The sequence below is a fragment of the Streptococcus suis genome (assembly GCA_022354845.1).
Taxonomy (GTDB): Bacteria; Bacillota; Bacilli; order Lactobacillales; family Streptococcaceae; genus Streptococcus; species Streptococcus suis_AA.
The window spans coordinates 320,352-333,924 of the sequence record CP031970.1; the positions used below are offsets into that span (position 1 = coordinate 320,352).

Here is a 13,573-nt window from a genome sequence, read left to right on the forward strand (position 1 = left end):
CAAGAGAACTTGCGGCTTTTACTATTTCTATATTCAAGTTTATACTAATCATCGATCGCATCTTATCAAATGTCCTTCATTGATGAGTTAAAATGAGCAGGAGTTAGGACGTAAATTTGAACCCAAATTTCAAGAAAAAAAACGAAAAAAGTTTAGAAAAGCAGTTGACAATAGTAAGTGAAGATGATAGAATAATTGAGTTGTCTCTTGAGGGCGATCGATACAAAGGGAACGAAAAAAAGTTTCAAAAAAGTATTGACAAGACCTTGAAGAAGTGATATACTAATATAGTTGTCGCAAGGACGTGACAACGACAAGACCTTTGAAAATTAAAGAAGACGAACCAAACGTGCAGGGTGATTTATCTAAGGATAAATCGTCAATGACAAAACAAAAAACAATAAAACGGAAAGCTAGCAATAGCTTGAGTTTGAATCAAAACTTTTAATGAGAGTTTGATCCTGGCTCAGGACGAACGCTGGCGGCGTGCCTAATACATGCAAGTGGAACGCATGATTGATACCGGAGCTTGCTCCACCATTAATCATGAGTCGCGAACGGGTGAGTAACGCGTAGGTAACCTACCTCATAGCGGGGGATAACTATTGGAAACGATAGCTAATACCGCATAACAGTATTTATCACATGGTAAATGCTTGAAAGGAGCAATTGCTTCACTATGAGATGGACCTGCGTTGTATTAGCTAGTTGGTGGGGTAACGGCTCACCAAGGCATCGATACATAGCCGACCTGAGAGGGTGATCGGCCACACTGGGACTGAGACACGGCCCAGACTCCTACGGGAGGCAGCAGTAGGGAATCTTCGGCAATGGGGGGAACCCTGACCGAGCAACGCCGCGTGAGTGAAGAAGGTTTTCGGATCGTAAAGCTCTGTTGTAAGAGAAGAACGTGTGTGAGAGTGGAAAATTCACACAGTGACGGTAACTTACCAGAAAGGGACGGCTAACTACGTGCCAGCAGCCGCGGTAATACGTAGGTCCCGAGCGTTGTCCGGATTTATTGGGCGTAAAGCGAGCGCAGGCGGTTTGATAAGTCTGAAGTAAAAGGCTGTGGCTTAACCATAGTATGCTTTGGAAACTGTCAAACTTGAGTGCAGAAGGGGAGAGTGGAATTCCATGTGTAGCGGTGAAATGCGTAGATATATGGAGGAACACCGGTGGCGAAAGCGGCTCTCTGGTCTGTAACTGACGCTGAGGCTCGAAAGCGTGGGGAGCGAACAGGATTAGATACCCTGGTAGTCCACGCCGTAAACGATGAGTGCTAGGTGTTGGGTCCTTTCCGGGACTCAGTGCCGCAGCTAACGCATTAAGCACTCCGCCTGGGGAGTACGACCGCAAGGTTGAAACTCAAAGGAATTGACGGGGGCCCGCACAAGCGGTGGAGCATGTGGTTTAATTCGAAGCAACGCGAAGAACCTTACCAGGTCTTGACATCCCAGTGACCGTCCTAGAGATAGGATTTTTCTTCGGAACACTGGAGACAGGTGGTGCATGGTTGTCGTCAGCTCGTGTCGTGAGATGTTGGGTTAAGTCCCGCAACGAGCGCAACCCCTATTGTTAGTTGCCATCATTCAGTTGGGCACTCTAGCGAGACTGCCGGTAATAAACCGGAGGAAGGTGGGGATGACGTCAAATCATCATGCCCCTTATGACCTGGGCTACACACGTGCTACAATGGCTGGTACAACGAGTCGCAAGTCGGTGACGACAAGCTAATCTCTTAAAGCCAGTCTCAGTTCGGATTGTAGGCTGCAACTCGCCTACATGAAGTCGGAATCGCTAGTAATCGCGGATCAGCACGCCGCGGTGAATACGTTCCCGGGCCTTGTACACACCGCCCGTCACACCACGAGAGTTTGTAACACCCGAAGTCGGTGAGGTAACCATTTGGAGCCAGCCGCCTAAGGTGGGATAGATGATTGGGGTGAAGTCGTAACAAGGTAGCCGTATCGGAAGGTGCGGCTGGATCACCTCCTTTCTAAGGAAAAGGAACCTGTACGTTAGTCTTCTTTAATTTTGAGAGGTTTTGAACCAAGTAATGAGAACGTTAAGAAATCCGTATGAAAATAGGAAACTGACGTAGTGTGTTCAACACACAAAGAAGTTTATCTTTTTCACTAGGATTTTAGTTCGAATACAATTTGACTTCTCAAAAGTCCCTTAATATTATTTAACAATACAGTAAACACGTAATTATACGTGGGGCCTTAGCTCAGCTGGGAGAGCGCCTGCTTTGCACGCAGGAGGTCAGCGGTTCGATCCCGCTAGGCTCCATTAGGATAGAAATCCTACTAAACTGAATAACAGTGAAGTTGAATTCACGACTAACTTCTTAGGAAAATAGATCATCTTCCTTGTGTGCAAGACACACATTGTCAGATTCCTAATTTTCTACAGAAGTTTCGCAGAAGCGACCGTCGTTCATATCCTAAACTTGTCCATTGAAAATTGAATATCTATCAAACAATCCTTATGTATTTGAAAAGATACATAAAGAAATAGTAACAAGAAAATAAACCGAAAACGCTGTGAATATTTAATGAGTTTTCTAATTTTTGAAAAAATTAGGTTAATAAGGTTAAGTTAATAAGGGCGCACGGTGGATGCCTTGGCACTAGAAGCCGAAGAAGGACGTGACTAACGACGAAATGCCTTGGGGAGCTGTAAGTAAGCAATGATCCAGGGGTGTCCGAATGGGGGAACCCGGCAGGTAAAGCCTGTCACTCACTACTGTTAAGGTAGTGAAGAGGAAGACGCAGTGAACTGAAACATCTAAGTAGCTGCAGGAAGAGAAAGCAAAAGCGATTGCCTTAGTAGCGGCGAGCGAAACGGCAGGAGGGCAAACCGAGGAGTTTACTCCTCGGGGTTGTAGGACTGCAAAGTGGACTTAAAGAGTATAGAAGAACTACCTGGGAAGGTAGGCCAAAGAGAGTAACAGCCTCGTATTTGAAATAGTCTTTATACCTAGCAGTATCCTGAGTACGGCGAGACACGCGAAATCTCGTCGGAATCTGGGAGGACCATCTCCCAACCCTAAATACTCTCTAGTGACCGATAGTGAACCAGTACCGTGAGGGAAAGGTGAAAAGAACCCCGGAAGGGGAGTGAAATAGAACCTGAAACCGTGTGCCTACAACAAGTTCGAGCCCGTTAATGGGTGAGAGCGTGCCTTTTGTAGAATGAACCGGCGAGTTACGATATGATGCGAGGTTAAGTTGAAGAGACGGAGCCGTAGGGAAACCGAGTCTTAATAGGGCGGATTAGTATTATGTCGTAGACCCGAAACCATGTGACCTACCCATGAGCAGGTTGAAGGTGCGGTAAGACGCACTGGAGGACCGAACCAGGGCACGTTGAAAAGTGCTTGGATGACTTGTGGGTAGCGGAGAAATTCCAAACGAACTTGGAGATAGCTGGTTCTCTCCGAAATAGCTTTAGGGCTAGCGTCGACATTGAGAATCTTGGAGGTAGAGCACTGTTTGGATGAGGGGGCCATCTCGGTTTACTGATTTCAGATAAACTCCGAATGCCAATGATTTATGGTCGGCAGTCAGACTGCGAGTGCTAAGATCCGTAGTCGAAAGGGAAACAGCCCAGACCACCAGCTAAGGTCCCAAAATAATTGTTAAGTGGAAAAGGATGTGGGGTTGCACAGACAACTAGGATGTTAGCTTAGAAGCAGCTATTCATTCAAAGAGTGCGTAATAGCTCACTAGTCGAGTGACCCTGCGCCGAAAATGTACCGGGGCTAAAACAATTTACCGAAGCTGTGGATAACACGAAAGTGTTATGGTAGGAGAGCGTTCTATGTGTGAAGAAGGTATACCGTGAGGAGTGCTGGAACGCATAGAAGTGAGAATGCCGGTATGAGTAGCGCAAGATGGGTGAGAATCCCATCCACCGTAAGACTAAGGTTTCCAGGGGAAGGCTCGTCCGCCCTGGGTTAGTCGGGACCTAAGGAGAGACCGAAAGGTGTATCCGATGGACAACAGGTTGATATTCCTGTACTAGTGTATATAGTGATGGAGGGACGCAGTAGGCTAACTAAAGCGGGCGAATGGAAGAGCCCGTCTAAGCAGTGAGGTGTGATATGAGTCAAATGCTTGTATCTGTAACATTGAGCTGTGATGGGGAGCGAAATTAAGTAGCGAAGTTAGTGACGTCACACTGCCAAGAAAAGCTTCTAGCGATAAGTATACACTACCCGTACCGCAAACCGACACAGGTAGTCGAGGCGAGTAGCCTCAGGTGAGCGAGAGAACTCTCGTTAAGGAACTCGGCAAAATGACCCCGTAACTTCGGGAGAAGGGGTGCTGACTTTTAGTCAGCCGCAGTGAATAGGCCCAAGCAACTGTTTATCAAAAACACAGCTCTCTGCTAAATCGTAAGATGATGTATAGGGGGTGACGCCTGCCCGGTGCTGGAAGGTTAAGAGGAGGGTTTAGCGTAAGCGAAGATCTGAATTGAAGCCCCAGTAAACGGCGGCCGTAACTATAACGGTCCTAAGGTAGCGAAATTCCTTGTCGGGTAAGTTCCGACCCGCACGAAAGGCGTAATGATTTGGGCACTGTCTCAACGAGAGACTCGGTGAAATTTTAGTACCTGTGAAGATGCAGGTTACCCGCGACAGGACGGAAAGACCCCATGGAGCTTTACTGCAGTTTGATATTGAGTATCTGTACCACATGTACAGGATAGGTAGGAGCCTATGAAATCGGGACGCCAGTTTCGATTGAGGCGCTGTTGGGATACTACCCTTGTGTTATGGCTACTCTAACCCGGTAGGTTAATCATCTACGGAGACAGTGTCTGACGGGCAGTTTGACTGGGGCGGTCGCCTCCTAAAAGGTAACGGAGGCGCCCAAAGGTTCCCTCAGAATGGTTGGAAATCATTCGCAGAGTGTAAAGGTATAAGGGAGCTTGACTGCGAGAGCTACAACTCGAGCAGGGACGAAAGTCGGGCTTAGTGATCCGGTGGTTCCGTATGGAAGGGCCATCGCTCAACGGATAAAAGCTACCCTGGGGATAACAGGCTTATCTCCCCCAAGAGTTCACATCGACGGGGAGGTTTGGCACCTCGATGTCGGCTCGTCGCATCCTGGGGCTGTAGTCGGTCCCAAGGGTTGGGCTGTTCGCCCATTAAAGCGGCACGCGAGCTGGGTTCAGAACGTCGTGAGACAGTTCGGTCCCTATCCGTCGCGGGCGTAGGAAATTTGAGAGGATCTGCTCCTAGTACGAGAGGACCAGAGTGGACTTACCGCTGGTGTACCAGTTGTCTCGCCAGAGGCATCGCTGGGTAGCTATGTAGGGAAGGGATAAACGCTGAAAGCATCTAAGTGTGAAGCCCACCTCAAGATGAGATTTCCCATAACATTAAGTTAGTAAGAGCCCTGAGAGAAGATCAGGTAGATAGGTTGGAAGTGTAAGTGTGGCGACACATGTAGCGGACCAATACTAATCGCTCGAGGACTTATCCAAGAATAAGTAAAGAGAACGTAAAGAAAAGCGTATGATTTATCTAAATCAGTAGCTTTTTAGTTCGAGTACAAATACTCACGAGTCAATATTGACAGCGTTGGTTTTTCTTGTTAGAATATAGATATTCAATTTTGAGTTGACAAGACTCAGTAGTTAAGTGACGATAGCCTAGGAGATACACCTGTACCCATGCCGAACACAGCAGTTAAGCCCTAGAACGCCTGAAGTAGTTGGGGGTTGCCCCCTGTTAGATACGGTAGTCGCTTAGCAAGATTTGGAGAGAAATCTCCATATGGGAGTTTAGCTTAGTTGAAAGTGAGAGGCAATCGAGCTTTCAAGTTGGAGATGAGGAAGACGAAGTTTTCTTCATTGCCCAGCTGAGCTAAGTCCCACCCATTGGGAGTTTAGCTCAGCTGGGAGAGCATCTGCCTTACAAGCAGAGGGTCAGCGGTTCGATCCCGTTAACTCCCATATCATGTTACTAAAAGCGTTAATAAATCCGAATGAAAATAGGAAACTGACACAGAGTGAATGACTCTAGAAAGTTAATTTTTTTCACTAGGATTTTAGCTTGAGTACAGATAGGTCCCGTAGTGTAGCGGTTATCACGTCGCCCTGTCACGGCGAAGATCGCGGGTTCGATTCCCGTCGGGACCGTTCGGATTGTTTGTGGTACAATTCAAAGAAAGATATAAGACTCGTTAGCTCAGTTGGTAGAGCAATTGACTTTTAATCAATGGGTCGCTGGTTCGAGCCCAGCACGAGTCATATGCGGGTTTGGCGGAATTGGCAGACGCACCAGATTTAGGATCTGGCGCTTTCGGGCGTGGGGGTTCAAGTCCCTTAACCCGCATAGAAATAGAGATAGGCCGGCTTAGCTCAGTTGGTAGAGCATCTGATTTGTAATCAGAGGGTCGCGTGTTCAAGTCATGTAGCCGGCATTCAGAAGAATTGCGAACGTAGTTCAGTGGTAGAACACCACCTTGCCAAGGTGGGGGTCGCGGGTTCGAATCCCGTCGTTCGCTTTAAGAGCCGGGGTGGCGGAACTGGCAGACGCACAGGACTTAAAATCCTGCGATGGCAACATCGTACCGGTTCGATTCCGGTCCTCGGCATGGACTACATATATAGTTAGCACCCTTAGCTCAATTGGATAGAGTACCTGACTACGAATCAGGCGGTTAGAGGTTCGACTCCTCTAGGGTGCATCACTCGCTTAATGGAGACGTTAGGGGAGCTTTATTTTTAATGATATCGGGAAGTAGCTCAGCTTGGTAGAGTACTTGGTTTGGGACCAAGGTGTCGCAGGTTCGAATCCTGTCTTCCCGATTAATCCAGAGAACTCAAGGTTCTCTTTTTTTTTATTTTTAAATTTTATGCTCTTTGTCAACTGTAGTGGGTAGATGAAAAGCTAACACCTGGAGAGGACGAACTTCGCTCTCTCTTTCTTTATCTCTTTCTTGTTTTTAGGAGATAAAAGGTGTCGCAGGTTCGAATCCTGTCTTCCCGATTAATCCAGAGAACTCAAGGTTCTCTTTTTTTTTATTTTTAAATTTTAGGCTCTTTGTCAACTGTAGTGTGTAGATGAAAAGCTAACACCTAGAGAGGACGAACTTCGTTCTCTCTTTCTTTATCTCTTTCTTGTTTTTAGGAGATAAGCTGAAAAGGGCTCTCCCCAGCCCTTTTCACTGTTCAAAGCAATCAAAATCCGTTTTTTAAAGTTTTCAAAGTTCCTGAAACCAAAGGCATTTCTCTTAATGACTTTGATGAGATTATTTGTAGCTTCCAGTTTGGCGTTGGAATAAGGCAATTCCATGGCGTTTAAAACCTTATCTTTATCCTTTAAAAATGTCTTAAATACCGTCTGGAAAATAGGATTAACAGTAGCTATTTCCTGTTCGATGAGGTCAAAGAAATGGTTTGAGTTCTTCTCTTGGAAATGGAATAAGAGCAATTGATAGAGTTCATAGTGCTGTCGTAGTTCCTCGGAGAAAGACAGGAGTTTTTCCAGTATTTCCTTGTTAGTCAAATGCATTCGAAACATAGGGCGATAAAATCGTTTATCGCTGAGTTTACGGCTATCTTGTTGTATCAATTTCCAGTAGCGTTTCAAGGCTCGGTATTCCTGCGATTTTCTGTCGAATTGATTCATAATTTGAATACGGACACGGTTCATAGCTCGACTAAGATGTTGCACGATATGAAAGCGGTCGAGTACAATTTTTGCATTGGGGAGTGAAACAGTCTGGGAATAGACTGTTTCAGCCTGAGCTCAGAAATAGAAGAGCGAAGGGGTTAGCAAGTTGATAATAGGGACTAAACATATCCATGGTAATCACTTTGACCCGATTTCTAACCTTTCTAGGATAGCGTAGAAAGTGGTTTCGGATGGTTGCTTGGGTTCTTCCGTCGAGAATGGCGATGACATTTAGTGAGTCGAAATCTTGAGCGATGAAGCTCATTTTCCCCTTCTTGAAGGCATACTCGTCCCAACTCATCACCTCAGGTAGGATATTCCAATCCGTTTCAAACTTGAACTCATTGAGCTTTCTCATAACTGATGATGTTGAGATAGATAGCCTGTGTGCAATATGTTGCATTGCTTGATTTTCGATGAGTAATTGTGCGATTTTCTGGTTAACAGCGACAGAGATTTGGTGGTTCTTCTTGACAAGAGGAGTTTCAGCGACCGCCATTTTTCCGCAATCTTTACACTTGAAACGACGCTTTTTAAGGTGGAAAAGGAGTGGATAGCCAGCTGTTTCTAGGTAGGGGATCTTAGAGGCTTTCTGGAAATCATATTTAGCCATTAGTCCGACATTTAGGGGCTGTGTAATCCAAGTGACCGTGGAGTTCTAAGTGAGTTCCCATATCATATTCATCAGTGATAGTGATATTTTGGTCTTTAATTCTAAGAAAATTTGTGATAAGATTTAGTTGTTCCATATGAGTCTTTCTAATGATTTAGTTGAACGCTTTTCATTATAGGTCATATGGGACTTTTTTTATTTTTAAATTTTAGAGAAAAAAGTCCGAATAGTGGCATTCGGACTACATGATGATGAGTTACTCGGTTTTTGTTAATTTCACAACCGCCTCTGTTCTAGCGGTATGAGGGAACATGTCAACAGATTGAATATATTCAACCTGGTAGGATTTAGTTAATTCAACCAGGTCTCTTGCAAGTGTTGAAACATTACAAGAAACATAGACCATTTTTGATGGTTTGTACTTAAGGATTGTTTTTAGGAGTTTTTCGTCTATTCCAGTCCGTGGAGGATCAACAATGAGTGCATCTGCGTGATATCCTTCTTGATACCATTTTGGAATTATGTCTTCTGCTTTACCGGCTTCATAATGTGCATTCGTTAGGCCCATTTGTCTAGCATTTGCTTTTGCATCTTCAATTGCTTCGGGAATAATATCCATACCACGTAATGATTTGACTTTTCTGGCAAAGGCAAAGCCAATCGTACCTACTCCGCAGTAGGCATCAATGAGGTCTTCGTCTCCAGAAATATCCAAGGCTTTTACTGCTTCATTGTAAAGTACTTCGGTTTGCTGGGGATTTAATTGGTAAAATGCCCGAGGTGATAGAGAAAATTCATAGTCCAAAACAGCCTCATCAATAGCTTGTTTCCCCCACAGTATTTCAGTTTTTTCGCCATAGACTTCACTTGTTTTTTGTCTGTTCCAGTTTAAGGCTATTGTAACGATACTTGGAAACTGACTGATGAGTTCATCAATTAGTTTGATTAGATTAACTTGACAAGAGGTGATAAAAATTAGTTGGACTTGTCCCGTCTGACTAGCTCTACGTACCATGACAGTGCGAACACCTTGTTCCTTGCGTTCGTTGTAAATTGGGATACGGTGCTTAGCGAGGAGTTCCGCAACACTGTTAATAATTCTCTGTGTTTCTTGATCCTGGACATAACAGTCAGTAATTCCAATTAGACGATGTGAATTTTCTGCATATAATCCAGCTTTGACGCTGCCTTTAGTAGTACGAGTTTGAAATTGTAATTTAGCACGGTAGTGGCTGGGCTGATCCATTCCAATGGTTGGATGGATGGTGTATTGTTCGTAGCCAGAAGGTTTGAATTTTTTAAGTGCTTGCTGTAGCAAGTCTTTTTTAAAATCCAATTGCTTATCATAGCGGAGGTGCATGATTTGGCAACCGCCACAGGCTTCATAAATAGCACAAGGTGGTGTGACACGGAATTTGGATTGCTTGTTGATTTTCAATAACTTTGCCTCAACAAAATTCCGTTTGATTGAGGTAATTTGACAATATATTTCTTCACCTTTAAGAACACCGGGAACAAAGACAAGCGTTTTTTGATAAAAACCTATTCCTTCTCCATTGATGCCCATTCGTTTAATTTTTAAGGGGATTCGTTGATTAACTTTTAGATTCATATTATTATTTTACCGAAAATTCCTGTATAATGAAAGAATGAGAATAACAAAAATTGAAAAGAAAAAAAGACTATATTTATTAGAGCTTGATGGTCAAGAGTCTTTGTATATTACTGAGGATACCATTGTTCGTTTTATGCTAAGTAAGGATAAGGAAATCACAGAAAATGAACTTCAAGAAATTCGTGATTTTGCTCAATTCTCTTATGGAAAAAATATAGCATTATACTTTCTATCTTTCAAACAACGAACAAAAAAAGAAGTGTTGAATTATTTAAAAAAATATGAAATTAAAGAAGCAAATGCTGTAAAGATTATTACCGCGCTAGAAGAAGAGAGATGGATTGATGATAAGAGTTATGTGGAAACCTACGTTCGTCAAAATGGGTTGAATGGTGACAAGGGTCCGGCTCTGATTCGGCAGAAATTAATAACGAAAGGGATTTCTAAATCTGTTATTGATAGTTGTTTAGTTGAGGTAGATTTTTCTAATCTGATTGAAAAGGTTGCTGAAAAATTGCTTAGAAAGTATCAGGATAAATTACCTATTCGAGCTCTGCAGGATAAGATTGTTCAAGGATTAATGAATAAGGGTTTTACCTATGACTTGGCAAGAAAAACGGTTGGTCAGTTAGATATTTCTGCAGATGACAATATGGAAGCCGATTTAATTAGTAAGGAATTAGAGAAACTGTATCGAAAATATAGTCGAAAATATGATGGATATGAGTTGAAGCAACGTTTGATTCAGGCTTTAGCAAGGAAAGGTTTCGAGTTTGATCAGATTCAGGCAGTCCTTAGGAATTATCTGTGATGAAATATTTTCACATGTGTCAAAAATATGATATAATAATGAAGATAAATTGAAATTGTAGAAAGTTGGTAACAGTGTGAAATTACCAAGAGAAGGTGACTTTATTACAATTCAAAGTTATAAGCATGACGGAAAAATCCATCGCACTTGGCGTGATACCATGGTATTAAAGACAACAGAACATGCAATCATTGGAGTCAATAATCATACTTTAGTGACAGAAAATGATGGCAGACGTTGGGTAACAAGAGAACCAGCTATCGTATATTTTCATAAAAAATACTGGTTTAATATCATTGCAATGATTCGTGAAAATGGTGTATCTTATTATTGTAATCTTGCTAGTCCGTTTGTATTAGACAACGAAGCACTCAAATATATTGATTATGATTTGGATGTGAAAGTCTTTGCAGATGGTGAAAAAAGATTACTTGATGTGGATGAATATGAACGACATCGCAAGGATATGAAGTATTCAGATGATATTGATTATATTTTGAAGGAAAATGTAAAAATATTGGTTGATTGGATTAATCATCAACGTGGGCCATTCTCTCCTGCCTATGTAAATATCTGGTATAAGCGCTATTTAGAACTGAGAAGTCGATAAAGTTATTCAAGAAAAACCTGTTTAGCAGGCTTTTTTCTTACTGTGAGGTAGAAAGATGGCATTTGATAGGACGGTAGGAAGATATGCAAGTTTTGGTATTGTCACTTCGCTCCCAGGTGAAGTGATTGATAGTTTCTGGTACGTCATTGATAACTATTTAAAGGGAGTTATCCCTTTGAAAAGTGTGATTCAATTTTCCATTAAAAACCGAGGTGGTAAAATTACCCTAGTTTTCTCACAAGAGCGGTATAAAAATGTGTTGGCGGTTGATTTGTCAAGTCGTTTCGATCCATTTTATCCTTCTACAGTATTAGTTGTAGATAAGCAAGGACAAGAAACTATAACATTGCCTGATGAAGTTAGTTTTATTTAATGAACAAACATACTCGTCATGCAAGTTAAAGTATTTCCAGTGGAAACTAGATTCCTCATCTGAATGAACATTTTATGGTTTGGAAAGTCTATTTTATTAAAAAATGATATAATAACAGTATAATATGATATACCTAGTTGAAGTGAGGTTGCGCTATGTCAATTAATGGCCAAGAAAAACCACTCTATTTACAATTAGTGGATGAGTTGGAAGTGAAAATTCGAGAAAGCATGGTGCCAAATGAAAAATTGTTTTCGGAGAGAGAATTAACGCATTTATATGGTGTAAGTCGTATTACAGTTCGGCTTGCGTTACAAGAATTAGAAAAACGTGGTTTGGTCTATAAAAAACATGGTAAAGGGACCTATGTTTCGGAAATTTCAGAACCAGCTGTTGATTTATCTCAGGTTTATAGCTTTACCGAGCAAATGAAAGTGATGGGTAAGGTGCCACAAACTATTATTCTTTCATTTCAAGAAATAGAAGCTTCGGAATATATTTCACAGCAGTTGATGATTGATATTGGTGAACATGTTTATGAATTAGAACGACTACGTTTGGCAGATGGTATTCCGATGATGTTGGAGCGCACCTACATTCCTGCCTATTTATTTGATGGCCTAACTATTGCAGATTTGGACAATACAGCATTATACGAGGTATTCTCTAAAAAATATAATCAATTTATTCGAATGGCTGTCGAAGAGTTTTATGCTAGTATTGCCTTGGATAATGAAGCGAAGCTCTTGGGGGTAAGGGGAAACAGCCCTGTCCTTCATTTGTTACGAAAATCATACAATGATAAGAATCGTATTATTGAGTATACGTTTAGCATTGCGAGGGCTGACCAATTTCGGTATCGGATGGTTCATAAGCCAATGAATGAGAACTAACTCTGTAAATGATGTAAATAATAAAAAGATTGTATATAAAGTCAGATTAATGACCATTATATGCAATCTTTTTATTATTTATTGGAAGCAAAGTGTTTGTTTCAATAGGAATTATCGGTTATTCGCTGAGATTTCAAATTTATAGTATTTCCAATGTTTATAAGTTTCAGTATATTCGATAATTTCTCCACTAGCACTATTGGTTGTCAATTTATTCTGCAAAATAGTTGGTTGATTTGGATCAGTTTCTAACCCCTCAGCAATTTCCACGGGTGTTGGGAAGCTTACTTCGTTTGTTTCAACAAAGGGTTCTTCGAACATGTGGATATTAAAATCAATTTTTAGACGCTGATAGATCGATTGGAAATGTTCAAGGGGAGCATCAGGCGTTTGAATATAACGTTGAGGTATATAAGAATTATGATAAATAAATGGAATTCCGTCGGCTTTACGAATACGAACGATTTTATAATAGTAGTCATTCTTATCTAAGTTCAATTTCTCGAGAATTCGTGTATCATTTCCCTTCTGACAAGCAAGAACAATTACTTGCTCATTTTCAAGTGGGAAAATTTCAACATCTGAAAATTCAACCAAACGGCCCTTACGCGAACGGGAAACAAACGTACCCTTCCCTTGTTGGCGAATTAAATAACCATCTTTAACTAACTCATTGACAGCCCGAATAACAGTAATTGAACTTACATTGTATAACTTCGTTAATTCCGCTTCTGTATAAAATTTATCACCATTTTCAAATTTTCCCGAAATGATTTGTTGACGAAGACTATTCTGGATTAGTTGATATTTAGGGACTTTCATTTTATACCTCCTTTCTGTGATTAGTATACTAAATTATCTAACAAAAATCAAAAGATATTAGTATGATTCCGGAGCTTTTTTAGCAAAAATACCCATTTATTATTTTACATCTATTTGCTTAAAAAAATATAAAAATTTTT

General features: G+C 41.7%; 6 protein-coding genes, 10 tRNA genes, 3 rRNA genes and 1 pseudogene. 17 read left to right on the top strand and 3 right to left on the bottom strand.

Going from position 1 to position 13,573, the window contains the following annotated elements; translation table 11 throughout:
* Positions 1–444 precede the first annotated feature (444 nt).
* The 13 genes from D2A30_01705 to D2A30_01765 all read left to right on the top strand — a co-directional run bounded on the left by D2A30_01705 (position 445) and on the right by D2A30_01765 (position 6,828).
* Positions 445–2,007 (top strand): 16S ribosomal RNA (locus tag D2A30_01705).
* Positions 2,008–2,222: 215 nt separating this feature from the next.
* Positions 2,223–2,295, top strand: a tRNA-Ala gene (locus tag D2A30_01710).
* A gap of 301 nt (positions 2,296–2,596) precedes the next feature.
* Positions 2,597–5,500, top strand: a 23S ribosomal RNA gene (locus D2A30_01715).
* A 152-nt stretch (positions 5,501–5,652) separates the two neighbouring features.
* Positions 5,653–5,768: ribosomal RNA gene (gene rrf, locus D2A30_01720) — 5S ribosomal RNA — on the top strand.
* Together the 16S, 23S and 5S rRNA genes with 10 tRNA genes alongside form the textbook arrangement of a ribosomal RNA operon.
* A 129-nt stretch (positions 5,769–5,897) precedes the next feature.
* Positions 5,898–5,970 (top strand) — tRNA-Val (locus tag D2A30_01725).
* A 113-nt stretch (positions 5,971–6,083) separates the two neighbouring features.
* Positions 6,084–6,156: transfer RNA gene (locus D2A30_01730), tRNA-Asp, on the top strand.
* 38 nt (positions 6,157–6,194) lie between these two features.
* Positions 6,195–6,267 (top strand) — tRNA-Lys (locus tag D2A30_01735).
* Between the two features lie 3 nt (positions 6,268–6,270).
* Positions 6,271–6,352, top strand: a tRNA-Leu gene (locus D2A30_01740).
* Positions 6,353–6,367: 15 nt separating this feature from the next.
* Positions 6,368–6,440 (top strand) — tRNA-Thr (locus D2A30_01745).
* A gap of 12 nt (positions 6,441–6,452) precedes the next feature.
* Positions 6,453–6,524 (top strand) — tRNA-Gly (locus D2A30_01750).
* A gap of 6 nt (positions 6,525–6,530) precedes the next feature.
* A tRNA-Leu gene (locus D2A30_01755) sits at positions 6,531–6,614 on the top strand.
* 19 nt (positions 6,615–6,633) lie between these two features.
* A tRNA-Arg gene (locus D2A30_01760) sits at positions 6,634–6,710 on the top strand.
* A 44-nt stretch (positions 6,711–6,754) separates the two neighbouring features.
* Positions 6,755–6,828: transfer RNA gene (locus tag D2A30_01765), tRNA-Pro, on the top strand.
* Between the two features lie 301 nt (positions 6,829–7,129).
* On the opposite strand, the pseudogene D2A30_01770 reads toward D2A30_01765, so the two are convergent.
* Positions 7,130–8,445 (bottom strand): annotated as a pseudogene (locus D2A30_01770) (transposase).
* 120 nt (positions 8,446–8,565) lie between these two features.
* Entirely contained in the window at positions 8,566–9,921 is a 1,356-nt protein-coding gene (rlmD, locus tag D2A30_01775) for a 23S rRNA (uracil(1939)-C(5))-methyltransferase RlmD (protein ID ULL20418.1), read from the bottom strand.
* A 37-nt stretch (positions 9,922–9,958) separates the two neighbouring features.
* Between rlmD and recX the strand changes: the two genes are divergently transcribed.
* The 4 genes from recX to D2A30_01795 all read left to right on the top strand — a co-directional run bounded on the left by recX (position 9,959) and on the right by D2A30_01795 (position 12,611).
* A complete protein-coding gene (gene recX, locus D2A30_01780) occupies positions 9,959–10,735 on the top strand; it encodes a recombination regulator RecX (GenBank protein ID ULL20419.1) in 777 nt (258 codons plus the stop codon).
* A 76-nt stretch (positions 10,736–10,811) separates the two neighbouring features.
* On the top strand, positions 10,812–11,345 hold the full coding sequence (locus D2A30_01785) for a DUF402 domain-containing protein (GenBank protein ULL20420.1): 534 nt from the start codon (positions 10,812–10,814) through the stop codon (positions 11,343–11,345).
* A 55-nt stretch (positions 11,346–11,400) separates the two neighbouring features.
* The gene (locus D2A30_01790) at positions 11,401–11,718 is read left to right on the top strand and encodes a hypothetical protein (GenBank protein ID ULL20421.1); all 318 of its coding nucleotides are present in this window, start codon (positions 11,401–11,403) and stop codon (positions 11,716–11,718) included.
* A gap of 155 nt (positions 11,719–11,873) precedes the next feature.
* Complete coding sequence (locus tag D2A30_01795) at positions 11,874–12,611, top strand: GntR family transcriptional regulator (protein ULL20422.1); 738 nt, start codon at positions 11,874–11,876, stop codon at positions 12,609–12,611.
* A gap of 111 nt (positions 12,612–12,722) precedes the next feature.
* Here D2A30_01795 and D2A30_01800 read toward each other — a convergent pair whose 3' ends face one another.
* The gene (locus tag D2A30_01800; protein ULL20423.1) at positions 12,723–13,433 is read right to left on the bottom strand and encodes a GntR family transcriptional regulator; all 711 of its coding nucleotides are present in this window, start codon (positions 13,431–13,433) and stop codon (positions 12,723–12,725) included.
* Between the last annotated feature and the right edge of the window lie 140 nt (positions 13,434–13,573).

Excerpts from the sequence above, each read along its gene's own strand:
- rlmD (ULL20418.1), bottom strand. The coding sequence starts at position 9,921 with ATGAATCTAAAAGTTAATCAACGAATCCCCTTAAAAATTAAACGAATG.
- recX (ULL20419.1), top strand. The coding sequence starts at position 9,959 with ATGAGAATAACAAAAATTGAAAAGAAAAAAAGACTATATTTATTAGAG.
- D2A30_01790 (ULL20421.1), top strand. The coding sequence starts at position 11,401 with ATGGCATTTGATAGGACGGTAGGAAGATATGCAAGTTTTGGTATTGTC.
- D2A30_01795 (ULL20422.1), top strand. The coding sequence starts at position 11,874 with ATGTCAATTAATGGCCAAGAAAAACCACTCTATTTACAATTAGTGGAT.
- D2A30_01800 (ULL20423.1), bottom strand. The coding sequence starts at position 13,433 with ATGAAAGTCCCTAAATATCAACTAATCCAGAATAGTCTTCGTCAACAA.